Genomic DNA, 25,123 nt, shown 5'->3' with positions numbered 1-25,123 from the left:
CAGTAAGAGACACACCGCTGTCGAGCGCAGGGGCGCAATGGCAGCGGGGCAGGGGCTGTGCCACCTACCCTGACTGTAGGCGATTACTCGCGTCCGTCGCGATCGTCATCCGCCTTGCTTTCGTCGTCTGCCACCGGAATGGTGTAGGAGCCTTTCAGCCAGCGCGACAGGTCGAGCGTGCGGCAGCGTTCGGAGCAGAAGGGATAGTCCTCGCGGGAAGAGGGCTTGCCGCATTCCGGGCAGGGCCGGGCTTTCCTGAGCGGCTCGACCTTGCCGCCCGTCTTGATCGGTTCGGATGTCATGGGAGCTACTCCTCTTTCGTCAAATCGTTTGAGCAATGCGTGCAGAACGCCTTTAGAGCAATTCCAGCAAAAGTGGGAACCGGTTTTGCGTCCGGAATTGCGTTAAGACAAAGAGGTAGAGCGATTTCGCGTTTCGAAGAAAGGCGGAAATGCACTAGCGCCGACAAAGCTTTGAAATCAGGCTTCGGGCCAGCCCTGCGCCACATCGAACCCTTCGCCGGCAAGCAGCGTCGTCACGTCATAGAGCGGCAACCCGACGACATTGGTGTAGGAACCGACGAGTTTCTGCACGAAGGCGCCGGCAATGCCCTGTATGGCATAGGCGCCCGCCTTGCCGCGCCATTGGCCCGACGCGATGTAGTTGTCGATCTCGCGGGTCGAAAGCCGCTTGAAGCGCACTTTCGTCTCGACCACCTTCTGGCGGAACTGTCCGCCGGGCGTGACCAGGCAGATCCCGGTATAGACCCAGTGGCCGCGGCCCGAAAGCAGATGCAGCGCGGAAAACGCTTCTTCCGTATACTCGGTCTTTTCGAGGATGCGGCGGCCGACGGCAACGACCGTATCGGCCGACAGGATATAGCTGTGCCGCCAGGTCGGGTCGTCCTTGATGGCGCGATAGGCGGCCTCGGCCTTTTCGCTCGACAGCCGACGTGCGAGCGAGCGGGGATGCTCGGCACGCTTCGGTGTCTCATCGATATCCATCGGCATCAGCCGGGCAGGCTCTATGCCGATCTGGTTGAGAAGATCCAGGCGGCGTGGAGAACCCGATGCCAGTATCAGCTTTTGCTCAAGCGCCATTTCAGGCCTTATCCCGCCGAAAAAACTTACTTGAAGCGATAGGTAATACGGCCCTTGGTCAGGTCGTAAGGGGTCATTTCGACCAGAACCTTGTCGCCGGCGAGAACGCGGATACGGTTCTTGCGCATGCGGCCAGCCGTATGGGCAATGATTTCATGCTCGTTTTCGAGCTTCACCCGAAAAGTCGCATTCGGCAGCAGTTCCGTGACAACGCCCGGAAATTCAAGGACTTCTTCTTTAGCCATGTATCGGTTTTCTTTCTGTCTAAGGTCGGGCAGGCAGGAAATTTTCGTCCGCCGCCTCGAAATTTGCGCGGAAACTACACAATCGCGTCCGGTTTGTGAACCACGCCTAATAGCTATTCTTCTGGACGCACAATTTAGCCGCCTAACCGCTTGCCGGCGGTGCGCGCCTGATGGGTTTCATTCGTTTGTCGATCAGCTTCCACAGATGGTCTCGCACCTGGCGATAGGCATCCAGCCGCTGCTCGCGCGTGCCCGTCACCACCGTCGGGTCCATGGTCGGCCAGTAGACAACATCCACGGCATGCGAACGGGTCAGTTCCAGTGCCGTATGGTGCGCTTCCGGGGCAAGCGTGACGATCAGATCGAAGAAGTCGTCTTCGATCTCCTCCAGCGTGCGCGGCTTGTGCGGACGCTTTTGGCTGAGCGAAAGCCCCACTTCTTCCAGCACGACATCGACGAAGGGATCAGGCTCGCCGGAACGGACGCCGGCCGACTGTATATAAATATCGGGTTGCAGCAGGCTTTTTGCAATGGCTTCGGCCATCGGCGAACGGATCGAGTTCTGCCCGCACATGAACAGGATCGCCGTCGGGATACCGATTTCCTGTTTCCGGTTCGGTGCGTCGGCGGTCATCTCAGCCACGCCAGTAGAGAACGCAGACGAGTGTGAACAACCGCCGGGCAGTATCGAAATCGACGCCGATCTTGCCGTCCAGTCGATCCATCAGGGTTTGCGAACCTTCGTTGTGAATGCCACGGCGGCCCATGTCGATCGCTTCGATCCGCGATGGCGTGGCGGTCTTGATCGCCTCGTAATAGCTCTCGCAGACCATGAAATAGTCCTTGATGATCCGGCGGAACGGCGTGAGCGACAGGATATGGGTGGCGACATCCTGATCCGCCTCGGTGGTGATCGTGAGCACCAGCCGTGCGTTCACCAGAGAAAGCCGCAGCTTATACGGCCCGCCGGCATGGCCGAGCGGCGTGAACGAGTTTTCCTCGACGAGATCGAAGATCGCGACCGCGCGCTCATGTTCCACGTCGGGGGTGGAACGCCCGATCGAGTCGTCCAGAACGACATCGCAAAGACGAAACTCCCCCTGGCCCATCCGTTACTCTCCGGGGTTGAGGCGAATGGAGACGGAACGGGCATGCCCGTCCAGCCCTTCGGATTTCGCCAGCGTGATCGCCGCCGGCGCAAGCTGCCTGAGCTGTTCTGCGCCCAAACGCAGGATCGACGACCGCTTGACGAAATCGAGCACGCCGAGACCGGACGAGAAGCGCGCCGAACGCGCCGTCGGCAGGACATGGTTCGACCCGCCGACATAATCGCCGATCACTTCCGGCGTATGGCGGCCGATGAAGATCGCGCCTGCATTGATGATGCCGGGCAGAAGCGCATCGGGATCGGCAACCGCAAGCTCCAGGTGTTCGGCGGCAATGCGATTGGCAAGCGGCAGCGCGCTTTCGAAATTCTCGACGAGGATGACCGCGCCGAAATCGCGCCAGCTGGCGGTGGCGATTTCCGTGCGCGACAGCGTCTTCAGCTGCCGTTCGACAGCCGCTTCCACCGCGCGGCCGAAATCGGCGTCGTCGGTCATCAGGATCGATTGCGCGCCGGCATCGTGCTCGGCCTGGGCCAGAAGATCGGCGGCGATCCAGTCTGGATCGTTGTCGCGGTCGGCGATTACCAGAACTTCCGACGGGCCGGCGATCATGTCGATGCCGACGGTGCCAAAAACCTGGCGCTTGGCGGCGGCCACATAGGCATTGCCGGGGCCGACGATCTTGGCGACCGGCGCGATCGTATCCGTGCCATAGGCAAGGGCTGCAACCGCCTGCGCGCCGCCGACACGGTAGATTTCGGTAACGCCGGCAATCCGGGCAGCAGTCAGAACCGCCGGATTGATCTTGCCGCCGCCGGCCGGCACGACCATGACGAGGCGCGGAACGCCGGCGACCTTGGCCGGCACGGCGTTCATAAGCACCGAACTCGGATAGCTTGCGGTACCGCCCGGCACGTAAAGGCCGACCGCCTCGATCGCCGTCCAGCGCGAGCCGAGACCGACGCCGATCGCGTCTTCGTAGATATCGTCCTTCGGCATCTGCCGGGCATGGTGTTTTTCGATACGCTCGGCCGCAAGCTTCAGCGCGTCGATGACGGCGGGATCGGTCTGCGAAACCGCCGCATCCACTTCGGCTTCCGAGATGCGGATGCCCTCCTTGGAGAGATCCACGCCGTCGAAACGGGACGAATAGTCGATCAGCGCGGCGTCTCCGCGGGCGCGCACGTCGTCGATAATGGCCTTGACCACGGCATTGACGTCTTCCGAGACCTCGCGTTTGGTCGACAGAAACGCCTTGAACTGCGCTTCGAAATCGTCGGATGTCTGTTCAAGCCAGAGTGCCACGCGGGTCGTCCTTCCTATGTCCTGCCATCATCGGGCCGGACACACCCACATTGGTCAGGGATGGCGCGGCCTTGTTGGGGTTTCCCACGCGCCGCCGATATCCGCAAGTGCGACTTCGATGCATTCGACATCCAATTCGATCGCGGCATTGCCGGAAAGCACCAGTTCGACCGTACCGTCCGGACCTTCGCCTTTCTGGGCAAAGCGGATTGCCAGGAGCGACATGACGTCCTCCTTGCGGGCGCGGTTGATGCCGTTCGAGCGCACGGCCTCGACACGCTTGAGGACGAGGGCGGCGCGATGGCGCTCGAAACCCTTGCGCTTGCCTTCGGCGGCAGCCCAGTCGAAGCGGTTTGCAGCGAGCGAAAACGCCTTCTCCGGGGCGGACCAGTGCAGATCGCCCACCTTGAAAACCGCATCCTGCATATGGGCGGATATTACATCCAGATCATCCGTATCGAGAGCCAGAAGCTTCAGCTCGGTCATGCGCTTTTTCCATGATTGCATCGCCCGGACTTACAATATTCCGGGCGGCCGTTGTTCCATAACGAGGAGATAGGATGAACGCTTGCGGTAAACAACCGCTTGTCCAGGTCTCGCGGGAGAATGATACGAGACGACGACATTTCGCTTGGCGGAAGAGAGCGATGTTCCACGGAACTGCTCGGAGAGCCTGGATACCCCCTCCTTGTGTCGACTTGACATTTGTTGGCGCGAATAATCTGAGTATATGCAACTATAAGTAAGATTGCGGTGCCCTTTGGGAGGAGGGGAACATGTCAATACTATATGTCGTTACGCTTTACTGCGATGCGGGCGCAGATCTGGACGCTTCTCAGAAGGCGCTGCCGATTTATCGCTTTGCAATCGAAAGTGCCGATCGCGGCGACGCAATTGCACGTAGCTGCATGTCTGCTCTACGGCGACGACATACTGGCCTTGAGTTTTCTCACGACATCCGCGCAATCGTTTTCGTAATGCCGCAGACCGAGATTTTCGAGGTTGTTTCGGAAGTGCTGGAGATCGATGAATGCTGAAGTCTGCCGCGCAAAAGAACATTCGATGAGACAGAATCTAAGGTCCGAGGAACGCGACAGGCTCTGATCGTGGAGACTGCACATCAGTCCATCATCTTTTTGTTGATCAAGACGGGCCCTTAAGCCGCTTGGTGTGTCAGGCCAAATCCACAATCACCTGTTCACGCCTGGATGGGCCGCAATGCCCTGTTGGTCTTGACGATCGTATGGATGAGCGCATCGTCATCGCGAATGCCGAGCTGATAGAACCGGATCGCCATGGCTGCCAGCCGTTCGGCAGCAGGATCATGACGCGACATGCAGGCGATGTAGCGCGCCGTCTCGAAAATGGTCTGAAGCCGTTCGAGTTCTTCAGGCCCGATCGGCTCGTATGCTGTCGGCGTTTTGGAAGTTCCCATCCCTTGCTTCACCCCAAGGATTGTTTTTTAGGTAGCTCTAATAAATGTGCTTTTCTCCCCGATAGGAAAGCGAGAAACAAAGATGGCGTTAGCAGGGAGTAAACATCGGCTCTGAGCACAATCTTGTTCGAAAGGCGGATGATCTCTTATAGCTGTGTGGCAGGTGTGTGCACCCCTTGGTCGAGCAGCAGGACAGATGAAACCGGATTTCTTCGAACGTGACGCCACTATCGTGGCTGCGGAATTGATCGGTGTGGAACTCGATGTCGCCGGATCTGGCGGTATTATTGTAGAGACGGAGGCCTATCTACCCGATGACCCCGCCTCGCACAGTTTTAGTGGCCGAAAGGCCCGTAATGGCAGCATGTTCGGTCCGGCCGGCCATGCCTATGTATATCGATCCTACGGTATTCACTGGTGCCTGAATTTCGTCTGCAGGCCCGGTAGCGCAGTTCTCATCCGCGCCGTCCAGCCGCTTTCTGGTCTTGCGGCAATGGGCGTGCGCCGTCGCCTGGACGATCCTCTGCTCCTGTGTTCAGGCCCGGGCCGGCTCTGCCAGGCGCTCGGGATCACAATTGATCATGACGGAATATCGCTGTTCGAACATCCCTTCGGTCTGAAGGTTCCGAGCGAGCCGGCACGCGTTGTGACCGGCCCGCGGATAGGGATTTCGAAGGCGGTCGACAATCCATGGCGCTTCGGCCTTGAGGGCTCGGCTTATCTCAGCAAGCGCTTTCCGGGCTAATGGGTTTAGCGACGGCCGAGCAGACTGAGCAATCCGCCGGTCGCAAGTCCGAGCAGTACGCTGCCTGCTGCCAGAAGCAAGGCGTAGGACATTATATTGTCCGACAACCAATTTGCGGTGATCAGCCTTGCATTGCTGAAGCTCAGATCCTGCGTTGGCATGAAGCGGAACCAGCTGACCGGAACGCTTCCCATCACTTCTGTCTCGCCGCTGTAGATTGCGATGCGCCCGCTCATATTTTCCCACGCCTCTCGGCTGGAAATTTCCCGCATGCCCTCATCGAGCTGGGCGCTGTCCGGCGCAAGCACCGCCGTCCAGGTTCCTTGTCCCGTCGGGTCGCTTTCCTGCGCAACCAACAGATGGGCGGATTTCGGTGGTTTGTAGAGCTGGTCGGTAGGCGGCGCAAAACGCAGGGCGGAAAGCGACAGATCGTAATTGTCCTTGGCCCACTGGCTCAGCTCTTCGAACTGGCGGCTGAAGAAATTGCCATCGGAGCGCTGCTGCCAGTCCTGCAGGCTGATACTGGAGGGCGTAACCGTTTGTGGAGCGATATCGGGACTCCAGCTATTCCGGCTTTCCTGATCGATTTTCAGCTGGGACAGGACGTTAAGCGGCATCTCGGAGATACCGCCGACAAAGATCGCGTTGCGCTCCGCCATCCGGGCCGCCGAGATTGTTACATTGAGCGGTATAACCCGATGTGATGCGCTGGCTATCTTGCCGGCGAAGGTTGCTGCGGCCGAAAGCGTATGTTCGTCGATCCTGCCGAGGAACAGTGATACCGGGTCCTGTCCGAGGAAATACGGAAAGCCGATGCCTGCAGTTGCCGCGACGTTAGGAACCTGGGCGATCCGGGCAAAATCCGGCATGTGGAATTGCGAAGTACCAAATATCGCAAAGCGGGGTTTTTCCTCGCTGCTCGCGCCGGGGGCACAGGATCCATCAGAAGCAGTACGCAGTGCTGCTTCGACAGTGATCGTATTGACGCCGGGCCGGAAGTGCCGAAGCGTCAGCTTGATCGGAAGATGCCGCAGGATCGCACCGCCCGCAGATGTGATCGGAACGGTGGAGGCGATGTTTCCGTTTACGAAGATGTCTAGATGGCTGCCCGGCAGAACGTCAGGCGTATACGCCGCATCCAGCAGAATACGAGCCTCGCCATAGGCATTTGCGTAGAAATCCGCCGGAACGCCTATCGTGAAGCTGGTTCTGAACAGGCGGCCGGTAAATTCCTGACTGTTGACCCCAAGGGCGGAGAAGTCGAGTACCTTGTCGGAGAACAGCAGCGGCGTATCCATGCCGCGCCAGCTCTCAGTTGAAAGCGTTTCGCGCCGTTGCGTCGAACGGCTGTCGAGCGACGCCACGAAACTTTCGACAAGTCCGTCGACGGAAGACCAGGTTGGACCGGACAATACGAGCGAGGAAACGCCCTTGCTGCGCGGATAATCGACGAAGCTTGCCGCCGCCGAGTTGTTGTTCGAGGTGGAAAGTCCTGGAAGAACGGTCCTGAGCTCATCGGTCGTGCCGATGAAGACAGCAACTTCGCCGGGCTGGATGTCGCCATCCGCCTGTCTGCTGAAGGTGAACGCCTGATTGGGCATGCCGGCGATTAGTGCAAGCGCTTGGCTCAGCCGCATCAGCGTGTCGGTGGCGCCGAGCTGATCGAGGGCCGGAGCAATGATCCGGAAGCGGGTATTACCCTTGCCGTCCACGCCGATCGCCCTCAGGTCGTCCAGAGTGCCTAGGCGCCGGTCGTTGGCGCCGTCAAAGGATAGGTAAGTCTTGGATGGATCGATATCGGTCCATAATTCATAGGTGGATTCGATCGTGCAGTCGGTACGATGGCGCTGGCTGGTACCGAAACGGATCATGTTGCCACCCGCCTTCAGCAATCCGGCCGGGATCTCGAAGGCCCGTTCGGTGGGCTGTTCGGCCGAGGCAATCGTCTCTGCGGCAACGACTACGTCATTGATCGTGATCGTCAGTTTCGATGTTTCAGGCGCGACAAAGATCGAGTTCTGATAGGCAAAATGCAGTTTTGCAGCGCGTCCTGCCTGATCGGCCGTCAGGTAGACGGACCAGGATCGCTGTTCGATTTCTCCATTCAGCCGCATGTCCGTGAACGGAAGAAGATAACGGCGTGCCTGATCGATCGAACCGGCTGCCGACACCGTCTGTGCAGGCGCCGCAGATTGTGCGGGTGACGGCGGCTGGGCGCTCCACTGCGCCGGTGCCGTCTGTTGCGCAGGCGCTGGGGCAGGCCTTGCGATCGGCGGCGTAGGGGCAGGCGATGGAGCCTGGCTCGTCGGCGCGGGCTGGCTGGGAGCAATCGGCACGGGATTGACGGGCACAGGCGTTGGTGCGGGCTGGGAGGGCGGCGGCGTCTCCTGAATGCCGCGGTCGCGACGCTCCGAACCCATGTCAAAAGGCGTTACGCCCTGTTGGGCACAAACCGGAGTGGCGGCGCAGGCGACGAGGGCAAGGACAATGAGCTTGTTCATGTCGATCTCCTAGCCTTTCTCTGCGCTGCGGGACTTTCCGAGGTCACGCATCAGGTAACCCAGGCCGCGGCTCGTCTGGTAGACGGAAAGCCACAGGAACCACAACGTGCCGCGGAAGAGGCCCGGATTGTTCCGGCGGGCGGTCTGGAACTGTGTCCATTGGGCGGAATTGGCGAACATCAGGTCGGCGATCAATCGGTGATCGAGAGCCTTTTGCGGCATGTAACGGCAGCCCACGGAGGTGACGTCGCCGGTGCGGTCGAAGTTACGGATTTCGACCGGCAATTCGCTGACCGGAAGATCGCTGAATGGCTGGAAGCGGATATGCCCGATCGTATCCTTGGCAATGCCCGTCGCGCCTTCCGTATAGACCTCGAGCTGGGCCCCGTGCACCGAGACATTGTTGATCGTCGCCGTATACCACTTTCCGCCGATGCCGAATTCGCACCGCCGGCTGATCTTGACGCGACGTGACGCCTGGCGTTCGCCGCGTTCGGAAACGACGCCGAGCGCGCAGCCGGCAATGATGATGTTGAGCATGTTCCAGCCGGCGACGACGAGTGTCACGTCCGCCTTGAACGGCTCGTTATAAAGCTTGTAGACGCTCATCGCGAGGGCGACGATCAGGATGAAGAAGATCACGAAAAACGGCCGGCTGACTTCCGATAGACGGCTGACCGCAACGGACTCGTCCTTCGCCGTGACCTTGAAAGTCGGCTTGCGCGGGTTGAGCATGACCGAGATGACGGCCGGCAACAGATGCACCGTCTGCACATATTCGTAGAGCTCGGAAATCCATGGCCAGCGGAACGATCCGTAGAGATAGTTCTGCATCATCATGTTCACCGCCATATAGGTCAGCGAATAGACGAGGAACTCGCCGCCGGATGAGGTGAAGATTTCCAGATCGAAGAAGATGTAGAACAGGGGCGCGAACAGAAAGATCGTCCGCGGGAACGGAAACAGCCAGAACAGCGTCGACGACATGTAGCAGAAGCGCTGTGCCAGCGAGAGGCCGCGCTTCAGCGGCGGAAAACGGAAGCGCAGGATCTGCATCATGCCCTGCGCCCAGCGCGAGCGCTGGCCGATGAAGCTGGCGAATGTCGCCGGCTGCAGGCCGGCGATCAGCGGCCGGTCGACATAGATGCTGTTCCAGCCGAGGCCGTGCAGGTCGAGCGCCGTTTCGCAATCCTCGGTGATGCTGACGCCCGAGAAGCCATTCGATACTTCCAGAGCCTTGCGGTTCAAGACCGCAGCCGAGCCGCAGAAGAAGGCCGCATTCCACTTGTCGAGGCCGCGCTGGATGATGCCGTAGAACATCTCGTTCTCGCTGGGCATCTTTTCAAATGTTTGGAGGTTGCGTTCGACTGGGTCCGGGTTGAGGAAGAAGTGCGGCGTCTGGACGAGGAAGAGTTTCGGATCGCTCTCGAAATAATGCACCGTTTCCAGAAGGAAGTCGCGCGTCGGGGCATGGTCGGCGTCGAAGACCGCGATAAGATCGCCGGTCGAATGGGCAAGCCCGTTGTTGAGATTGCCGGCCTTGGCATGCTCGTTGCGCTCGCGGGTGAGGTAATTCACCCCCATTTCTACGCAGAGCTGCTTCAGCTTTTCGTGGCGGGCTTCGGCCGCACGGGCGTCGGCAACATTGCTCGCCTTGCGCTTCTGCACCGTGCCGCCATCGTCGAGCAGCCAGACGGTCAGTTTTTCCGGCGGGTAATCCATGTTGCGGGCAGCGGCCAGGGTATTGGCCAGAAGCTGTTCGTCCTCGTTGTAGCTTGGCACGAAGACATCGACGGTCGGCAGGTTTTCGTCGCTGCTCGACCGGCTGCTTGGCCGCGCCGGCGGTAGCGGCATGGCAACGACGAACAGGCTGAGCGACAGCATCAGCACGCTGTACATTTCTGCCAGATAGACAAGCATGCCGGGAATGAAGTTTTCCAGCTGGTTGACCGGCGGCAGCGTGCTTGTCGTGCGCCAGTAGACATAACGCAGCACCATCCCTGTACCGAAGGCAAGCGCCACCAGTCGCCACTTTCCTCCGACATCCAGAAGCTTGATGATCGCCATCACCGTGACGATCAGGATGCTTGCGATCAGCTGCGTGCGCGTGTTGATCGGCAAGGTCACCAGAAGGATGATCATCACCGTGGCGATGGCCCAGATGACGGCTGAATATAGTGTCCTCATGGCAGACTACCTCGATGAGAGCCGAAGACTGACAACAGGATCAACGGCAGACAACGTCTGCTCCGTCGGTTGCCATGGAGCAGGATGGAGACGGAACGGCCACCCTTTGGGCTGCCGGTACCGTCGCGCCGTTTGGCGTCGTCGTCGCGGCAGAACCATCGGAGGATCGTCCCGTGACAGAAGAATAACCGTTGCCGAAAGGCGAAGGTACGCGGGGACCACGCGGCTCAAGCTGCGGCGGTGCGACCGGCGCCGCCACAGGCTGAGGGGCCGGCTGGACACGACGTACCTGAACTCGCGGCGCATAAGACGTCGTCTGCCGCGGCGGCAGCGTCTGGACAATCGGCTCGGATGACGCCGGGCGCGGATAGATCGGAGCGCCGGTGGTGCCGACAGCAGAGTTGAACTCGCGGTTTGCGCCGTAAGGGTTCCAGCCGAGTGCATCGACCGAGGCGTTGATCGTAAAGTTGTACATGACCGAAAGGAGCTTTGCTTCGGTGGCATTCGCCTCGCAGGTCCGCAGGCGGATCTGGATCACACCGTAATTGGCGAATGGCGTGCCTTTGTCGCGGGTGCGGATCTGTTGCCAGGCATAGATGCACAGATCTGAGCCTCTGCCGCGCCCGAAAGCATAACCGAATGGACCATAGGCGTTCTGCACATAGAATTGTGATTTCGCCATCGCGACACGCGGCAGGGACTGGCGCATTTCAGACGAGATGCGTCCTTCGGTGATCGACGACATGCCCAGACTGTTGTCGGCCTGGCTGTAGGCGCTCTCGGTGCCAAACAGCTGGACCTTCAGCATGTTCTGTCCGGGCGTGGACGCGTTGGTCGCCAGATGGATGTCCTGGCTGATGGCGTTGTTGAAACGTCGTTCGATGATGTTGACGACCGCTGGTCCCCCTGGCGGTGGCATGACCATGGCCTGTTCCGGCGGAACGCTCTTTATGAAGGCTTCGGATTGGATCGGCTTTCCTGCGCATCCGGTGAGGCTCAGCGCTGCAAATCCTATGGAGGCCGTGATAGCAGCACGGCAACCGCTCCAACCCGGCTGCAAAGTCGTAAAGTGTCCGTCCGTCATCAAAATCCAGTCCTGGGGCAGACACGCATTACTCATTGCCCGCTTTCTGCGAGGGTCACCGGGCAGCCATTTGTGAAATGCCTGCCGGTTCGAGTCACCTTTGTGTATTCGTGATTTCTTATTTACTGACGAAATCTAAATTGTTCGTTAACCATATGCCCTCATTCTTTAACCAATTGCTGTCGAATGTGGGCTTGTGTGCACGGGCCGAAATGATTTGGATGGACAGGGACCGGGGTGCAAATGCGGTTTTCGCTGATCTCTTTAGCCGCTTTCGGCATGGCCGCAGCGGCATTGATCGCTTACAAACAGGCGTCTGACGTCGATTTCAACGAGATCACCGGTTCGTTGACTGCTGCTGATTCGTTTTTCGCAGGCACAGACGTGAACCGTACGAACCGATTGCAGTCGCAATCTCCGACCGTGGCGCCAGCCGATCAGCGCGCCGGGCGCCCGCCACTGGTAATCGCCCAATCACAGCAGGCTGCCCCGGTTTCAGAGCCGAGTGCGCAGATTTCGCAGCAGTTTCCGAATCAGTCTCAGACGCAGCCGCCAGCACAAGCGCAGTCTAGGCCGGGCACTCAGCCATCAGCCTCGGCTCCGCAGGTCGATGAAAGCGCGCTCCGCTATTTTGCCGCCCGAGGCGATACAGCCCGTCTACAGGCCGAAATCTCCCGTCTTCGAGCGCTCTATCCCAATTGGACACCTCCGGCCGATCCGCTGGCCGCAAGACCGACGACAGATCCACAGTTGGACAACATGTGGCAGCTCTACGCACAGTCGCGCTATGCAGATGTGCGCAAGGCAATCTCCGATCGTCAGGCCGCCGAGCCGAGCTGGCAACCGCCTGCCGATCTTCTCGACAGGTTGAAGCTTGCCGAAGCGCGCACCCGGCTGACGGCGGCATCCGACGCCAAGACCTATGACGAGGTCATTCGCATCGCAGCTGAAAACCCGACGCTTCTGACCTGCAGCGAAGTCGATGTGCTCTGGCGCCTTGCCGAAGCCTTTGCCGATACCGACCGCAAGCCGCGCGCGCGCGATGCCTATCTCTACGTGCTCAGCAATTGCGACAATCCGTCGGAGCGGCTTGCCACCGTCCAGAAGGCGAGTGAATTGCTGGCGCCGGACATGATCGAGGAATTGCTGTCGAAGGAACGGACCGGCGCCGATGGGCAGCCGGAATTCGAGAGCCTTCGCGATGATCTGGCCCGCCGTTTGGTGGGGGATGGCAATACCGATCCCAAGCTTGTCGTCGCCGACAAATATCTGACGCGGCTGGAACGGCTGGCGGAGAAGGATGAACTGGCGTCCGATGCGCTTCTGCTCGGCTGGTATTACTACCGGCGCGACAATCTCGGCGGCGCCGAGCGTTGGTTCCGCAAGGCCTTCACCAAGGAGGAGACCGCCTCTGCAGCTGAAGGTCTGGCTCTCACCCTGACACGCCAGAATTCTCCGCTAGAAGCCGAAAATGTACTCTACAAATGGCGTGACACGTCGCCCGGCTCCAAGGCTGCCTATATGGCAGCCGTCGCCAACCTTCTCGCCATTGATCCTCCGCCGATCTTGCAGGAGGAAGTGCTGTCGCGCATGGCGCCTGTCGTCATCGAGGCGAAGGATGCCGCCGCAGCCCAGCAGTTCGGATGGTATGCGCGTTACATGCGCCAGCCGGCGACGGCTGCTCAATGGTTCGCCGCAGCTCTCACCTGGAAGCCCGACGACGAGCCTTCCGCCTATGGTCTGGTCCTGAGCCGTAACGATCTTGGCGATAGGGCCGGTGTTGCTGCGATCCAGCGCACCTGGGCCGGCAGGTCCGATCGCATCGCCAATCTCGGCGAGGACGATCGCCGTCGTCTGCAGGGGCAGGATTATCTCTCGCAGCTCACGCCGCCGCAGCAACAGCAGACGCAACCCTATCCTGCGCAGCAGATGCAGCAATATCCGGCGCAGCAACAACTACAGCCGCAGCCGCGCCAGCAGGCTTACTACCAGCAGCCCTCAAACCAGCAGCCTTATGCCGGTCAGCCTGAACCGGTCACACAGGCTTACCGGCCTGTGCCCGTCGAAAGGCCCGCACCGCGTGTGTCGCGGGCCACACCGCCCCGCAGCGCTCCGGTCAACAGGGGGTGCGCCTCTACCGTCGATCCTCGCCAACTTTCACCGGATCAGGCTCTCGCCCGCGGCTGGTGCCTGATGGATCTCAACCGGCCGCTCGAAGCAGCGCAGGCGTTCGATATCGCGACCATGGCTTCCTCTCAGGCCGCCCGTTCCGACGCCGCTTACGGCAAGAGCCTGGCTTATCTGCGTGTCGGCCTGACTGACAAGGCGGCTGCCGCCGCAACGATCGCACCGCAGAACAATACCCGCGCCGTCGAACTGCAGGCATCCATCCTTGCTGACCGGGCGGTCAATTCGTTCAAGTCGGCCCGCTACAGAGAGACGCTGATCGCGCTCGACCAGCGGGCGCAGATCGTGCCCGAACAGACCGATCTGATGAGCCTGCGCGGATACGCCCTGCTCAACATAGGCAGGCAGGCGGAAGCGCTGCGTATCTTTCAGGCCTTGGCCGATCTCGGCAACAAGGATGGCCTGAGAGCGATTGCCGATCTTACAACCAAGAACAATTGAGCCGATAAAACCCCTGCTTGCAGTCCTTGCCGGACGGTGTTCCAATACCGTGGTTTCAATGGCCATTTTGTAGCAAAACGGCCGATATCTACTGTCCATTAACCTTCGGGCAAGGAATTAACCATACAAATTGGACTATACGGCAAATGGGACGACTGCGGTCTGCTCACCAAGGCATGAAGCCGCCAAGGCCGTACCGGTTTGAATCCGGTATCCGCTCAAGAAAAGTCAGGAAAACTGCGGTGACCGCGTTCGCACGGCACGGGATCATGTCCTGTGTGCCAAGGCATTCATTGTCCATCTCCAGTCCCTGACCCGCATGGCTTCTCTCACGCCGAATTCTCGGTTTGTGTGGTTTTTGGGGACGACTTTTGGTGCAGGACACGCCAAGCGAACAGGTTCGACGTCGCCAGGCAGGCAGCCTTGGCGAGAGACTGGCATTCGCCGGTCTCGACGGCGATCTGTGCGATCTGCTCCGCCGCTGTCGCCCCCAGCTCGAAGGCCATCTGAAGAACGGTCTGCGCGATCTCTTTCAACGCCTGCAGTCCTCTCCCGAAGCCTCCAGCCATTTCGAAACCGAACAGCAGGTCGACCGTCTCAACGATCTTCAGGCGTCCCACTGGGCGGTGCTGACGGACGCTCGCTTCGACGCGCTTTATGCAGATCGCGTCAAGGTTCTGTCGGATACCGAAAGCCGCATGGGTCTCGACCCGCGCTGGCATATCGCCGGCCATTCGGTGATGCTCGAACATCTCGTACTCGGCGCTGTCGAGGATTTTGCGCCGCGCTCCTTCCTTCCCGGTGCCCGCCGGCGCGAACAGGAACTGCGCGATCTCATCGCCGCCATCCTGCGCCTGGTCATGGTCGATGTCGAAATCGCCGTATCGCTCCGTTTCAATGAACAGAGGCAGAAGCACCAGCGCGCCCTTGCCGACCAGCGTTCCGCCGATCAGGCCGAAGCGGTCGACACCTTTGCTGCCGTCATTGGCGCGCTCGCCGAGCGCGATCTGACGGCCGCCCTGCCGAATGACGTGCCGGAAGCCTACCGTGAACTGGCCGAACTTCTGTCAAGCGCGATCGGCGGCATGCGCAACTCGGTCGGCGTGATCGACGATGCCGGCATGCAGGCGATCGGTCTCACCGACGCCATGGCGCGCAACGCCTCGACCTTCGCTGCCGCTTCCGAAGAGCAGGCGCGCCGGGCGCAGTCGGTGCATGGCGACCTTCACCAGCTCTCCGCGCTCGTCAAGGAAAGCGTTGCTGGAACGTCGGCTGCCGAAAGCGCTGCTGTTGCGACACGCCGTTCCGTCGAAGAAAGCGGCGAGATCGTTGGCCGCGCAATCAGCGCCATGACCGATATCGAGAATTCGGCCGAAAAGATCGGCGAGATCATCGGCGTCATCGACGAGATCGCCTTCCAGACCAATCTTCTGGCACTCAATGCCGGTATCGAAGCGGCGCGCGCCGGCGATAGCGGCCGTGGTTTTGCCGTCGTAGCGCAAGAGGTGAGGGCGCTTGCCCAGCGTTCCGCCGATGCGGCCCGCGAGATCAAGACGCTTGTCACCGGCACCAAGAGCCAGGTCGGCGCCGGCGTCGAGATGGTCCACCGCACCCAGGCTGCGATCGGCGGCATCGTCCGGCAGGTCGGCGAGATCAACGATGCGATCACCGGCGTTGCGCGCCGTACGGTCGAACAGGCCGACGGGCTGAACCGCGTAACCTCCGAGATCGGCTCGCTCAGCCACGAGATCGGTGCGAATGCGAGCTTCGCACGCAATACCGGTGAAAGCGCCGATGAGCTGCATACCGTCATTCTCGAACTGGGCCGCACGGTGCGCGAATTCCGCATTGCCCGTCAGCAGGGTTTCGAGCGCGACATCCAGAATGCCTACGATGACAGGCGCCCGGCAGTTCAGCCGGCTGGCGCATTGTCCGACCGATATCACGCATTGGCTGAGGCCGAGGCGCAACCCTTTTACAAACGGCAAGGAATACGCTGATGGCAGCAAAGAAGGCCGCATCCGGAAAACTGGCTCTCTCGGCCGTTCTCGACCTCAATGAAGCATCGGTGCTGCACGGCAAGCTCATGTCCATGCGCGGCAAGGACATCGTGATCGATGCCTCTGCGGTGGAGCGTGTCGGCGTGCAATGCGCCCAGGTTCTGGTTGCCGGTGCCACAGCATGGCAGGCCGACAAGAAGTCATTCCTCGTCGAGAAGGCATCGGACGCCTTTGAAAAGACGATGGCGCTGATCGGAATCAGCGAAACCCAGTTAATTGCTAAGGAGATCTAGCAATGAAGAAAAAAGTACTGACCGTGGATGATTCACGGACGATCCGGAACATGCTTCTGGTGACCCTCAACAATGCCGGTTTCGAAACGATCCAGGCAGAGGACGGCGTCGAGGGCCTTGAGGTTCTCGAAGGCTGCGAGCCGGATGTCATCGTTACCGACATCAACATGCCGCGCCTCGACGGCTTCGGTTTCATCGAAGGCGTGCGCCGCAACGAGAAATACCGCGCCATCCCGATCCTGGTTCTGACCACGGAAAGCGATGCCGAAAAGAAGAACCGTGCGCGCCAGGCCGGCGCGACCGGCTGGATCGTCAAGCCCTTCGATCCGGCAAAACTCATTGATGCGATCGAGCGTGTAACCGCCTGAACCGGGAATTCTTCCGATGGATATGAACGAAATCAAAGAGATCTTTTTTCAGGAATGCGAAGAGCAGCTCGCTGAACTGGAATCCGGTCTTCTCAAGCTGAACGATGGGGATCGCGATCCCGAGACGGTCAACGCCGTTTTCCGCGCCGTTCATTCCATCAAGGGTGGTGCCGGTGCATTCGGTCTGGAAGAGCTCGTGGCTTTTGCCCACGTCTTCGAGACCACGCTGGACTGCGTGCGCTCCAACAAGCTGGAGCCGAACCAGGATGTCCTGAAGGTCATGCTCAAGTCGGCCGACGTGCTCGCCGACCTCGTGACCTGCTCGCGTGATGGCGGCAGCGTCGAGGAAAGCCGTACGCGCGGACTGGTAAAGGAACTGGAGGCTCTGGCAAACGGCGAAGCTCTGCCGGTCGCCGAGGCACCGAAGGCTGCAAAGCCTGTTGCTGCTGCTCCGGCAAAGCCGACCGACGACAGCGGTTTCCAGCCGATCCCCTTCACCTTCGACGGTTTCGGCGAAGAAGAGAAAGTGGTCGAACAGTTCACCTACGAAGTCACTTTCAAGCCGACGCGTGAACTCTATTCCAAGGGCAACGAAGCAGCGCTTCTGCTGCGCGATCTTTCCCGCTTCGGCGAGATGGGCATTGCCTGCGACATGGATCAGCTTCCCACGCTGGAAAACATGGATCCGGAAGCATCCTATTTCGGCTGGAAGATCTCCATAACCACGCCGAAGTCCGAGGAAGAAGTCCGTGCGGTCTTCGAATTCGCCGAATGGGATTGCGAGCTGGAGGTCAAGCCGGCCGAAGCATCCGAAGGCGAAGAGCTGCCGATGATCCCGGTGCCTTTCGATCTCTCTTCACTGGACGACGAGCCTGCCCCGCAGCCCGAGACCGCTGCGACGGAAGAGGCTTCCGCTAACGTCGTCAAGGCCGTCAATGCTGCTGTCGAAAAGAAGGAAAGCGCAGCTGCTGCCGCAGCCGCAGCTGCCGCCGCCACGCAGAACAATGCCGCTGCCGCCGCATCTTCGGCCGGCCAGACGATCCGCGTCGATCTCGATCGCGTCGACCGCCTGATCAACCTCGTTGGCGAGCTCGTCATCAACCAGGCGATGCTCTCGCAGAGCGTCATCGAGAACGACAATAACGGCGTGTCCTCGATCAACATGGGTCTGGAAGAGCTGCAGCAGCTCACCCGCGAAATCCAGGACTCGGTCATGGCGATCCGTGCGCAGCCGGTCAAGCCGGTCTTCCAGCGCATGTCGCGTATCGTTCGCGAAGTGGCCGACATGGTCGGCAAGCAGATCCGTCTCGTCACCGAAGGTGAAAACACGGAAGTCGACAAGACGGTCATCGACAAGATCGCCGAGCCGCTCACCCACATGATCCGCAATGCCGTCGACCACGGCATCGAAAGCCCAGAAAAGCGAGAAGCGGCCGGCAAGGATCCGGAAGGTACGATCAAGCTTTCCGCAAAGCATCGTTCGGGCCGCATCCTCATCGAACTGCAGGACGATGGCGGCGGTATCAACCGCGAGCGCGTCAAGCAGAAGGCGATCGACAACGATCTGATCAGCCCCGATGCCAACCTCTCGGATGAAGAAATCGACAACCTGATCTTCGCGCCGGGCTTCTCCACCGCTGACAAGATCTCCGACATTTCCGGCCGCGGTGTCGGCATGGACGTCGTCAAGCGTTCGATCCAGGCACTGGGTGGTCGTATCTCGATCTCCTCGCGTCCGGGCCTCGGCTCGACCTTCACCATGAGCCTGCCGCTGACGCTCGCCGTTCTCGACGGCATGGTCGTCACGGTTGCTGGCCAGACCTTGGTCGTGCCGCTGACGGCAATCGTCGAAACGCTCCAGCCGGAAGCCTCCGCCATTCACTCCTTTGGCGCGAACCAGCGGCTCATCTCGATCCGCAACTCGTTCTGCCCGCTGGTCGATGTCGGTCGCATCCTCAACTTCCGCGCCAACCAGGCCAATCCGGTCGATGGCGTCGCGCTGTTGGTCGAATCCGAAGGCGGTGGCCAGCGCGCCCTGATGGTCGATGCGATCCAGGGCCAGCGCCAGGTCGTCATCAAGTCGCTCGAGGCGAACTACACCCACGTTCCGGGTATCGCCGCCGCAACCATCCTCGGCGATGGACGCGTGGCGCTCATTCTCGACGTCGACGCGGTCGTCGGTGCTTCTCGCGGTCAGTCGCTGAAGCCTGAAATGTCGCTCGCAGCAGCAGGATAACCGGCGTCATGAGCGTATCTTATGCCGTAAAGTCTCTGTCGCAGGGTGCCCGGGAGCTGATTGCCTTCCGTATCGGCGATCAGGAATTTTGCGTGAACATCATGTCCGTCCGCGAAATCCGCGGATGGACCCAGGCCACGCCGATGCCGCATGCGCCCGCCTATGTCAGGGGGGTGATCAACCTGCGCGGTGCGGTTTTGCCGATCATCGACATGTCGGCCCGGCTCGGCATGAAGGAAACAGAACCGACCCCGCGCCACGTGATCATCGTCGCGCAGGTGAAGAGTAAGGTTGTCGGCCTACTGGTCGAGGCCGTTTCCGATATCCTTACGATTACCGACGATAATATCCAGCCGGTTCCGGAAGTCTCCTCGGACCTGGAGAAGCAATACGCAAGGGGCATCCTGGCCATCGACAAGCGAATGATCTGCTTGATCGAGCTGGAAGCCCTTTTCCCCGAGAAAGCTCACGACAAGGAAAGTGAAGCTGCATGATGCCGTTGGGCGCGCTTGATAGCCGGCAGTCGCCGGATGAGGTATTGGCGAGCGGAGAATATCCGCTGAAGCGCCGTGATCTCTCCGAAATCGCTGCAATGATCTATGCCGATGCCGGAATCTATCTCAACGATTCCAAGGCTTCTCTCGTCTATTCGCGTCTCTCCAAGCATATCCGCAATCTGGGCTTGAGAGGTTTTCGCGAATATTGCGAGCTTGTCTCATCGCCGGAAGGCGCAGCTGTTCGTCGCGAGATGCTGTCGCATCTGACCACGAATTTCACTCGCTTCTTCCGCGAAAACCATCATTTCGAACATCTGCGTGACGAAGTCCTGCCGGGCCTTATCAACCGTGCCAAGAGCGGCGGACGTGTGCGCATATGGTCGGCTGCCTGCTCGGATGGGCAGGAACCCTATTCGATCGCGCTTACCGTACTCGCGATGTTCCCGAACGCCGCCGATTACGATTTCCGTATTCTGGCGACCGATATCGATCCCAAGATCCTCGAAACGGCACGAGCCGGTGCCTATGACGAGAACGCTCTTGAGAGCATTTCGCCTGCCATGCGCAAGCAATGGTTCCGCGACGTGGATATCAACGGCCGCCGCAAGTGCCAGATCGATGACAAGGTGAAGAAGCTGATCACCTTCAACGAACTGAACCTGATGGCTCAGTGGCCATTCAAGGGCGGTTTTGACGTGATCTTCTGCCGCAACGTGGTCATCTATTTCGACGAACCGACGCAGATGAAGATTTGGTCCCGTTTCGCATCGCTGCTTCCAGATGCCGGTCACCTCTATATCGGCCACTCCGAGCGCGTGTCGGGTGATGCGAAGCATCTCTTCGACAATATCGGGATCACCACCTATCGCTATATCGGAAAGCATGCAGGGAGGAAGGCATGAGCGCGCCCGCACGCGTCCTCGTCGTGGACGACAGCCCCACTATGCGGGGCCTGATCACCGCCGTGCTGAATTCCGATCCGGAGGTTAGCGTCATCGGTCAGGCCGGCGATGCCATGGAGGCGCGTGCCGCGATCAAGCAGCTGAACCCGGACGTCGTCACGCTCGATATCGAAATGCCGAACATGAACGGCCTCGAGTTCCTCGAAAAGATCATGCGCCTGCGCCCAATGCCGGTCATCATGGTGTCGACGATGACGCATCATGGTGCCAACGCAACGCTTGCGGCACTTGAGATCGGTGCTTTCGATTGCGTCGGCAAGCCGGCTCCGGGAGATCGCCGTCCGTTCATGGATCTGGCCGAAAAGGTCAAGGCAGCTGCTCGTTCGGGTCGCAGGTTTACTGCAACATCCGCGCCGGCTCCGGTTGCGCCGCCGATGTCCGTTCACGACTACCGCGTGGGGCGTAAAGTTGTCGCCATCGGATCCTCTACCGGAGGTGTGGAAGCGCTGATTACGGTGTTGCAAAAGTTCCCGCAAAACTGCCCGCCGACAGTAATCACTCAACATATGCCTCCGACGTTTACGAAAAGTTTTGCAGAACGTCTTAATCGTATCTGTGCTCCTGTCGTGGAGGAAGCAACCGATGGTGCGCGGCTGGAGATCGGCAAGATCTATCTCGCGCCCGGTGGCGACCGACATATGCAGGTGGCAAACCCGTCAGCGCCTTGCTGCCGACTGATCGAAAAAGATCCCGTCAACGGCCACCGGCCGTCGGTCGATGTCCTGTTCGACTCTGTAGCGGAATTGGCCGGCCGCAATGCGGTTGGCGTAATTCTGACCGGCATGGGGCGCGATGGGGCTTCCGGACTTCTGAAGATGCGCAGCGCTGGCGCCCGCACGATCGGACAGAACGAGAAGACCTGTGTGGTCTATGGGATGCCGAGGGTGGCCTATGAACTGGGCGCCGTCGAGCAGCAACTGCCCCTGGGCTCCATTGGAGAAGAAGTCTTGAAATTAACTGCCGCCCGAAAAGAAGGTACCGAATAAATGTCTCTCGCTGAAAAAATCAAAGTTTTGATTGTCGACGACCAGGTCACCAGCCGTTTGCTTCTCAGCGATGCTCTGACACAGCTCGGCTTCAAGCAAATCACCTCTGCAGGTGATGGCGTACAGGGCATGAAGATCATGTCGGAACAGCCGCATCATCTGGTCATCTCCGACTTCAATATGCCGAACATGGACGGCATTGGCTTCCTGCAGGCCGTGCGCTCCAACCCGACCACAAAGAAGGCAGCCTTCATCATTCTGACCGCTCAGGGTGACCGCGCGCTGGTGCAGAAGGCGGCTCAGCTTGGCGCTAACAACGTTCTCGCCAAGCCGTTCACCATCGAAAAGATGAAGGCCGCTATCGAAGCCGTGTTCGGAGCCCTCAAATGAGTGATGCCATCGCGTCCAGGCGCGTCCATATCATCCAGGGAGAGTACAAGGTCATTGACGACCCTGACGTCGTCCTGTCGACGATACTTGGATCGTGCGTGGCCGCGTGTCTTCGTGATCCAGTCGCCGGTGTCGGCGGCATGAACCACTTCCTGTTGCCTGGCTCGGGCGGGGCCATGGCTTCGGGAGGTGATGCGACGCGCTATGGCGTGCATCTGATGGAACTGCTGATCAACGGTCTCCTGAAGAAGGGCGCCCGGCGCGACCGGCTGGAGGCAAAGGTCTTTGGCGGCGCAAAAACGATCGCAAGCTTCTCGAATGTCGGCGAACAGAACGCAGCCTTTGCCATGCAGTTCCTGAGGGACGAAGGCATTCAGGTTGTCGGCTCGTCGACCGGTGGAGAGCATGGAAGAAAGCTTGAATATTGGCCCGTCCACGGACGTGCCAGACAATACCCGCTGACGGGTGCGGAGACTCAAAGAACGGTTGCGCTTGAACAGCGCCCTGTCCGTACGCCACCCAAGCCCGTCGACAACGCTATCGAATTCTTCTGATCGTCACCTCAATTCATATTCTGGAATGGCCATGAACGACATTGTTACGCCGCCGATCACTGCCCTGGAGGAGGCTTTGCCGGATGTTTTGATGCGGCTGGTTTCCGAATTGCACGATGTTGCATATCTGATCGAGCGAGTAGAGCCGCAAATTCTCGAAGTGGGCGGAGAGAACGTGTTGCAGTCGCCCGATACGATGAAGATCTTGCAGGGCATCGATCTTGCCGTGCAGAAGACGCGCGGTCTGGCTGAATTCATCGATACCATCACGGGATCCATTCCCAATGAGTGGAAGGTGGATGTTTCCACGGCGCTCAGCCTCGTCAAGCTGGCAGACATGCAGAGATCGCTGGCGAACGGCATGCGGCATGGTCACTCGCAGCCGCTGACCAAGGCAGCAGGCGACTTCGACTTCTTCTGATCTTGTAGGCTGACGCACAGCTCACAAACTTTCGCGTCTGCATCCCCACATTCCAAATTGCCGAAACGCTCGCACAAGCTTCGCCTCATAGGGTGCGCTTGGGCAGTAGCTCTATAACCGTGTTCGGCGATGTGGGAACAGAATGAATCTGTTAGCTCAATTTTCACAAATTTCTAGAAATCTGGCATCTCTCGGTCAGACAAAACTTATTGCTTTGGCCGCTGCAGGTGCGATTTCAATCGCGATCGTCATTGCCGCTGCGATGTTTGTTAATAAGCCTGCCTACGAGACACTCTATGTGAACCTTGAGTCCAGTGATCTCAATCAGGTCAGCATGGCACTTGCAGAAGCCAACCTGGCTTTTGAAGTCGGTTCCGACGGCAAAAGCATTCTGGTTCCGGTCGGCAGCACCAGCAAGGCGCGTCTGCTGTTGGCGGAACGTGGGCTGCCGAACAGTTCCAACGCAGGTTACGAACTCTTCGACAATGTCGGCTCGCTCGGCCTGACGTCCTTCATGCAGGAAGTTACGCGCGTCCGCGCGCTTGAAGGTGAAATTTCCCGATCGATCCAGCAGATCAGCGGTGTCTCCGCCGCCCGTGTCCACATCGTCATGCCCGATGTCGGAAACTTCCGGCGCGCACAACAGAAGCCGACGGCCTCGGTGATGATCCGTGCGGGATCGTCGACTGGCCGCAAGGCCGCATCTTCAATTCGTCACCTTGTCGCTTCGGCCGTTCCCGGGCTCGACGTCGAGGACGTAACGATTCTCGATTCCACCGGCCAGTTGCTTGCTTCGGGCGACGACGGCGGCAACAATCAGATCAACCGCTCGCTTGGCATCGTCCAGTCTGTTCAGTCCGAAATCGAAACCAATATCGACAAGGCTCTCGCGCCGTTCCTCGGCATGGACAATTTCCGCTCCAGCGTCACGGCCGCCCTGAACACGGATAGCCAGCAGACCCAGGAGACCGTTTACGATCCGAATTCACGTGTAGAGCGTTCGGTCCGTGCGACGCGTGAAAACGCCCAGTCGCAGCAGTCGGCTGACGACAACGCATCGACAGTCGAGCAGAATGTTCCCCAGGCGGCACCTGACCAGGGTGGCAATAACGGGCCGAAGTCTTCCGACAAGTCCGACAAGCGTGAAGAGCAGACCAACTACGAAATCAACCAGAAGACCATTGCCACGACGCGCAACAGCTATCTGATTGAAAAAGTGTCGGTTGCGGTTGTGGTCAACAGGGGCCGTATTGCTCAGATGGTCGGCGAGCCTGCCGATCAGGCCAAGATCGACGCCTACCTTGCCGAGATGCAGAAGATTGTGACCTCTGCCGCTGGCATCAGTGCGGATCGTGGCGACGTGATTACCCTCACGGCCATGGACTTCCTCGAAAACCAGTTGCTCGACGAAACCGCCACCGGCCCGAGCGTCACGGAAGTTCTTACTCGCAACCTCGGCGGCATCATCAACTCGCTGGCTTTCCTCGGTGTCGCGTTCCTGGTCATCTGGCTTGGCCTGCGTCCTCTGGTTCGCACGGTTTCCGGTACGAGCGCATCGGGAGAAACGATCGGCGAAGGTGCCGGCCTGGAACTGCCCGATTTCTCTCCGGCGGGCGGCAGCCCAGCTCTTATGGACGGTTTCGGCGCAGACTTCGGTTTCGATGGCAGCAACGACCTTATGGGCGACGACGAAGGCGATGGCTTCAACCGCCGCGTCAAGGAAGGCCCGGAAAAACGTCTCGCCCGCATGGTCGAGATTTCCGAAGAGCGCGCAGCGAAAATCCTCCGCAAATGGGCCTTCGAAAAAGCAGCCTAAGGGTCAATCACGAAAACATGATGCAAAGGGTCGGATGCAAATCCGGCCCTTTTTTGCGGAAATTGGAACCAATTCGTCTGCGTCACTTTAACTTAAGATGTGACACTACCGCAGCATCTGGGGAAATTCGCCCAGCACATGATGGCAATTGTGTGGGCTTCTCTTAAACTGAATGTGATTCGTCGGCGGTTTCATAACCCCTCAGCAAGGGGTGCAGCGGGTGTCGGTAACAGGAACTCGGATAGGCTTCTTCAGGCGAGGTCT

The 25,123-nt window shown here is 59.6% G+C and carries 25 protein-coding genes; 14 read left to right on the top strand and 11 right to left on the bottom strand.

Going from position 1 to position 25,123, the window contains the following annotated elements; translation table 11 throughout:
- Positions 1–83 precede the first annotated feature (83 nt).
- The 7 genes from yacG to HNQ72_RS12850 all read right to left on the bottom strand — a co-directional run bounded on the left by yacG (position 84) and on the right by HNQ72_RS12850 (position 4,242).
- Positions 84–302, bottom strand: coding sequence for a DNA gyrase inhibitor YacG (yacG, locus tag HNQ72_RS12880; RefSeq protein ID WP_183992618.1), 219 nt, complete (start codon positions 300–302; stop codon positions 84–86).
- A gap of 177 nt (positions 303–479) precedes the next feature.
- On the bottom strand, positions 480–1,100 hold the full coding sequence (locus tag HNQ72_RS12875; RefSeq protein WP_183992617.1) for a Maf-like protein: 621 nt from the start codon (positions 1,098–1,100) through the stop codon (positions 480–482).
- A 26-nt stretch (positions 1,101–1,126) separates the two neighbouring features.
- Entirely contained in the window at positions 1,127–1,345 is a 219-nt protein-coding gene (gene infA, locus HNQ72_RS12870; protein WP_004435948.1) for a translation initiation factor IF-1, read from the bottom strand.
- Positions 1,346–1,487: 142 nt separating this feature from the next.
- Positions 1,488–1,979 (bottom strand): arsenate-mycothiol transferase ArsC, encoded by a 492-nt coding sequence (locus tag HNQ72_RS12865; protein ID WP_244654380.1) that lies wholly within the window; start codon positions 1,977–1,979, stop codon positions 1,488–1,490.
- A gap of 1 nt (position 1,980) precedes the next feature.
- Positions 1,981–2,454, bottom strand: coding sequence for a UPF0262 family protein (locus HNQ72_RS12860; RefSeq protein WP_183823350.1), 474 nt, complete (start codon positions 2,452–2,454; stop codon positions 1,981–1,983).
- A 3-nt stretch (positions 2,455–2,457) separates the two neighbouring features.
- Positions 2,458–3,756, bottom strand: coding sequence for a histidinol dehydrogenase (gene hisD / locus HNQ72_RS12855; RefSeq protein WP_183992616.1), 1,299 nt, complete (start codon positions 3,754–3,756; stop codon positions 2,458–2,460).
- A gap of 54 nt (positions 3,757–3,810) precedes the next feature.
- Entirely contained in the window at positions 3,811–4,242 is a 432-nt protein-coding gene (locus HNQ72_RS12850) for a DUF2948 family protein (RefSeq protein WP_183992615.1), read from the bottom strand.
- Between the two features lie 290 nt (positions 4,243–4,532).
- Between HNQ72_RS12850 and HNQ72_RS12845 the strand changes: the two genes are divergently transcribed.
- Positions 4,533–4,793 carry a hypothetical protein gene (locus HNQ72_RS12845; protein WP_183992614.1) on the top strand — a complete coding sequence of 87 codons (261 nt, stop codon included), beginning with the start codon at positions 4,533–4,535 and terminating at the stop codon, positions 4,791–4,793.
- A gap of 161 nt (positions 4,794–4,954) precedes the next feature.
- Here HNQ72_RS12845 and HNQ72_RS12840 read toward each other — a convergent pair whose 3' ends face one another.
- Positions 4,955–5,191, bottom strand: coding sequence for a hypothetical protein (locus HNQ72_RS12840; RefSeq protein ID WP_183992613.1), 237 nt, complete (start codon positions 5,189–5,191; stop codon positions 4,955–4,957).
- Positions 5,192–5,387: 196 nt separating this feature from the next.
- On the opposite strand from HNQ72_RS12840, the gene HNQ72_RS12835 reads away from it, so the two are divergent.
- Positions 5,388–5,936 carry a DNA-3-methyladenine glycosylase gene (locus HNQ72_RS12835; protein ID WP_183992612.1) on the top strand — a complete coding sequence of 183 codons (549 nt, stop codon included), beginning with the start codon at positions 5,388–5,390 and terminating at the stop codon, positions 5,934–5,936.
- A gap of 5 nt (positions 5,937–5,941) precedes the next feature.
- On the opposite strand, the gene HNQ72_RS12830 is transcribed toward HNQ72_RS12835, so the two are convergent.
- From HNQ72_RS12830 to bcsN, 3 genes are read right to left on the bottom strand one after another with little or no spacing between them, the layout of a single operon-like run.
- Positions 5,942–8,437 carry a cellulose biosynthesis cyclic di-GMP-binding regulatory protein BcsB gene (locus HNQ72_RS12830; protein WP_183992611.1) on the bottom strand — a complete coding sequence of 832 codons (2,496 nt, stop codon included), beginning with the start codon at positions 8,435–8,437 and terminating at the stop codon, positions 5,942–5,944.
- 9 nt (positions 8,438–8,446) lie between these two features.
- Positions 8,447–10,624: a UDP-forming cellulose synthase catalytic subunit gene (bcsA, locus tag HNQ72_RS12825; RefSeq protein WP_183992610.1), complete on the bottom strand. Its 2,178-nt coding sequence runs from the start codon at positions 10,622–10,624 to the stop codon at positions 8,447–8,449.
- A 40-nt stretch (positions 10,625–10,664) separates the two neighbouring features.
- The gene (gene bcsN / locus HNQ72_RS12820; protein ID WP_183992609.1) at positions 10,665–11,708 is read right to left on the bottom strand and encodes a cellulose biosynthesis protein BcsN; all 1,044 of its coding nucleotides are present in this window, start codon (positions 11,706–11,708) and stop codon (positions 10,665–10,667) included.
- 243 nt (positions 11,709–11,951) lie between these two features.
- On the opposite strand from bcsN, the gene HNQ72_RS12815 reads away from it, so the two are divergent.
- From HNQ72_RS12815 to fliF, 12 genes are all read left to right on the top strand, one after another.
- Complete coding sequence (locus HNQ72_RS12815) at positions 11,952–14,336, top strand: cellulose synthase (protein WP_183992608.1); 2,385 nt, start codon at positions 11,952–11,954, stop codon at positions 14,334–14,336.
- Between the two features lie 371 nt (positions 14,337–14,707).
- Positions 14,708–16,336: a globin-coupled sensor protein gene (locus tag HNQ72_RS12810; RefSeq protein WP_183992607.1), complete on the top strand. Its 1,629-nt coding sequence runs from the start codon at positions 14,708–14,710 to the stop codon at positions 16,334–16,336.
- Positions 16,336–16,629 (top strand): STAS domain-containing protein, encoded by a 294-nt coding sequence (locus HNQ72_RS12805; RefSeq protein WP_148144413.1) that lies wholly within the window; start codon positions 16,336–16,338, stop codon positions 16,627–16,629. Before HNQ72_RS12810 ends, HNQ72_RS12805 begins: the two co-directional genes overlap by 1 nt.
- A gap of 2 nt (positions 16,630–16,631) precedes the next feature.
- Entirely contained in the window at positions 16,632–16,997 is a 366-nt protein-coding gene (gene cheY1 / locus HNQ72_RS12800; RefSeq protein WP_119938787.1) for a chemotaxis response regulator CheY1, read from the top strand.
- A gap of 16 nt (positions 16,998–17,013) precedes the next feature.
- Positions 17,014–19,233 carry a chemotaxis protein CheA gene (locus HNQ72_RS12795; RefSeq protein WP_183992606.1) on the top strand — a complete coding sequence of 740 codons (2,220 nt, stop codon included), beginning with the start codon at positions 17,014–17,016 and terminating at the stop codon, positions 19,231–19,233.
- Positions 19,234–19,241: 8 nt separating this feature from the next.
- Positions 19,242–19,727 (top strand): chemotaxis protein CheW, encoded by a 486-nt coding sequence (locus HNQ72_RS12790; protein WP_183823327.1) that lies wholly within the window; start codon positions 19,242–19,244, stop codon positions 19,725–19,727.
- Positions 19,724–20,632 (top strand): protein-glutamate O-methyltransferase CheR, encoded by a 909-nt coding sequence (gene cheR / locus HNQ72_RS12785; RefSeq protein WP_183992605.1) that lies wholly within the window; start codon positions 19,724–19,726, stop codon positions 20,630–20,632. The genes HNQ72_RS12790 and cheR overlap by 4 nt, the downstream gene beginning before the upstream one ends.
- A complete protein-coding gene (gene cheB, locus HNQ72_RS12780) occupies positions 20,629–21,678 on the top strand; it encodes a protein-glutamate O-methylesterase CheB (RefSeq protein ID WP_183992603.1) in 1,050 nt (349 codons plus the stop codon). The genes cheR and cheB overlap by 4 nt, the downstream gene beginning before the upstream one ends.
- Entirely contained in the window at positions 21,679–22,068 is a 390-nt protein-coding gene (locus HNQ72_RS12775) for a response regulator (protein WP_119938792.1), read from the top strand.
- The gene (cheD, locus tag HNQ72_RS12770) at positions 22,065–22,622 is read left to right on the top strand and encodes a chemoreceptor glutamine deamidase CheD (protein ID WP_183992601.1); all 558 of its coding nucleotides are present in this window, start codon (positions 22,065–22,067) and stop codon (positions 22,620–22,622) included. The genes HNQ72_RS12775 and cheD overlap by 4 nt, the downstream gene beginning before the upstream one ends.
- A gap of 31 nt (positions 22,623–22,653) precedes the next feature.
- Positions 22,654–23,043: a chemotaxis protein CheT gene (gene cheT, locus HNQ72_RS12765; protein ID WP_183992600.1), complete on the top strand. Its 390-nt coding sequence runs from the start codon at positions 22,654–22,656 to the stop codon at positions 23,041–23,043.
- 142 nt (positions 23,044–23,185) lie between these two features.
- Positions 23,186–24,859 (top strand): flagellar basal-body MS-ring/collar protein FliF, encoded by a 1,674-nt coding sequence (gene fliF, locus HNQ72_RS12760; protein ID WP_183992599.1) that lies wholly within the window; start codon positions 23,186–23,188, stop codon positions 24,857–24,859.
- The last annotated feature ends 264 nt before the right edge of the window (positions 24,860–25,123 follow it).

This window comes from Aliirhizobium wenxiniae (assembly GCF_014201355.1).
Classification (GTDB): domain Bacteria; phylum Pseudomonadota; class Alphaproteobacteria; order Rhizobiales; family Rhizobiaceae; genus Neorhizobium; species Neorhizobium wenxiniae.
The sequence above is the reverse complement of the archived record's forward strand: the minus strand, read 5'-3'. Positions and strand labels throughout refer to the sequence as shown.

Bases quoted from the DNA above. Each gene is read 5' to 3' on its own strand.
- yacG (WP_183992618.1), bottom strand. From the start codon at position 302: ATGACATCCGAACCGATCAAGACGGGCGGCAAGGTCGAGCCGCTCAGG.
- HNQ72_RS12875 (WP_183992617.1), bottom strand. From the start codon at position 1,100: ATGGCGCTTGAGCAAAAGCTGATACTGGCATCGGGTTCTCCACGCCGC.
- infA (WP_004435948.1), bottom strand. From the start codon at position 1,345: ATGGCTAAAGAAGAAGTCCTTGAATTTCCGGGCGTTGTCACGGAACTG.
- HNQ72_RS12865 (WP_244654380.1), bottom strand. From the start codon at position 1,979: ATGACCGCCGACGCACCGAACCGGAAACAGGAAATCGGTATCCCGACG.
- HNQ72_RS12860 (WP_183823350.1), bottom strand. From the start codon at position 2,454: ATGGGCCAGGGGGAGTTTCGTCTTTGCGATGTCGTTCTGGACGACTCG.
- HNQ72_RS12850 (WP_183992615.1), bottom strand. From the start codon at position 4,242: ATGACCGAGCTGAAGCTTCTGGCTCTCGATACGGATGATCTGGATGTA.
- HNQ72_RS12845 (WP_183992614.1), top strand. From the start codon at position 4,533: ATGTCAATACTATATGTCGTTACGCTTTACTGCGATGCGGGCGCAGAT.
- HNQ72_RS12840 (WP_183992613.1), bottom strand. From the start codon at position 5,191: ATGGGAACTTCCAAAACGCCGACAGCATACGAGCCGATCGGGCCTGAA.
- HNQ72_RS12835 (WP_183992612.1), top strand. From the start codon at position 5,388: ATGAAACCGGATTTCTTCGAACGTGACGCCACTATCGTGGCTGCGGAA.
- HNQ72_RS12830 (WP_183992611.1), bottom strand. From the start codon at position 8,437: ATGAACAAGCTCATTGTCCTTGCCCTCGTCGCCTGCGCCGCCACTCCG.
- bcsA (WP_183992610.1), bottom strand. From the start codon at position 10,624: ATGAGGACACTATATTCAGCCGTCATCTGGGCCATCGCCACGGTGATG.
- bcsN (WP_183992609.1), bottom strand. From the start codon at position 11,708: ATGACGGACGGACACTTTACGACTTTGCAGCCGGGTTGGAGCGGTTGC.
- HNQ72_RS12815 (WP_183992608.1), top strand. From the start codon at position 11,952: ATGCGGTTTTCGCTGATCTCTTTAGCCGCTTTCGGCATGGCCGCAGCG.
- HNQ72_RS12805 (WP_148144413.1), top strand. From the start codon at position 16,336: ATGGCAGCAAAGAAGGCCGCATCCGGAAAACTGGCTCTCTCGGCCGTT.
- cheY1 (WP_119938787.1), top strand. From the start codon at position 16,632: ATGAAGAAAAAAGTACTGACCGTGGATGATTCACGGACGATCCGGAAC.
- HNQ72_RS12795 (WP_183992606.1), top strand. From the start codon at position 17,014: ATGGATATGAACGAAATCAAAGAGATCTTTTTTCAGGAATGCGAAGAG.
- HNQ72_RS12790 (WP_183823327.1), top strand. From the start codon at position 19,242: ATGAGCGTATCTTATGCCGTAAAGTCTCTGTCGCAGGGTGCCCGGGAG.
- cheR (WP_183992605.1), top strand. From the start codon at position 19,724: ATGATGCCGTTGGGCGCGCTTGATAGCCGGCAGTCGCCGGATGAGGTA.
- cheB (WP_183992603.1), top strand. From the start codon at position 20,629: ATGAGCGCGCCCGCACGCGTCCTCGTCGTGGACGACAGCCCCACTATG.
- HNQ72_RS12775 (WP_119938792.1), top strand. From the start codon at position 21,679: ATGTCTCTCGCTGAAAAAATCAAAGTTTTGATTGTCGACGACCAGGTC.
- cheD (WP_183992601.1), top strand. From the start codon at position 22,065: ATGAGTGATGCCATCGCGTCCAGGCGCGTCCATATCATCCAGGGAGAG.
- cheT (WP_183992600.1), top strand. From the start codon at position 22,654: ATGAACGACATTGTTACGCCGCCGATCACTGCCCTGGAGGAGGCTTTG.
- fliF (WP_183992599.1), top strand. From the start codon at position 23,186: ATGAATCTGTTAGCTCAATTTTCACAAATTTCTAGAAATCTGGCATCT.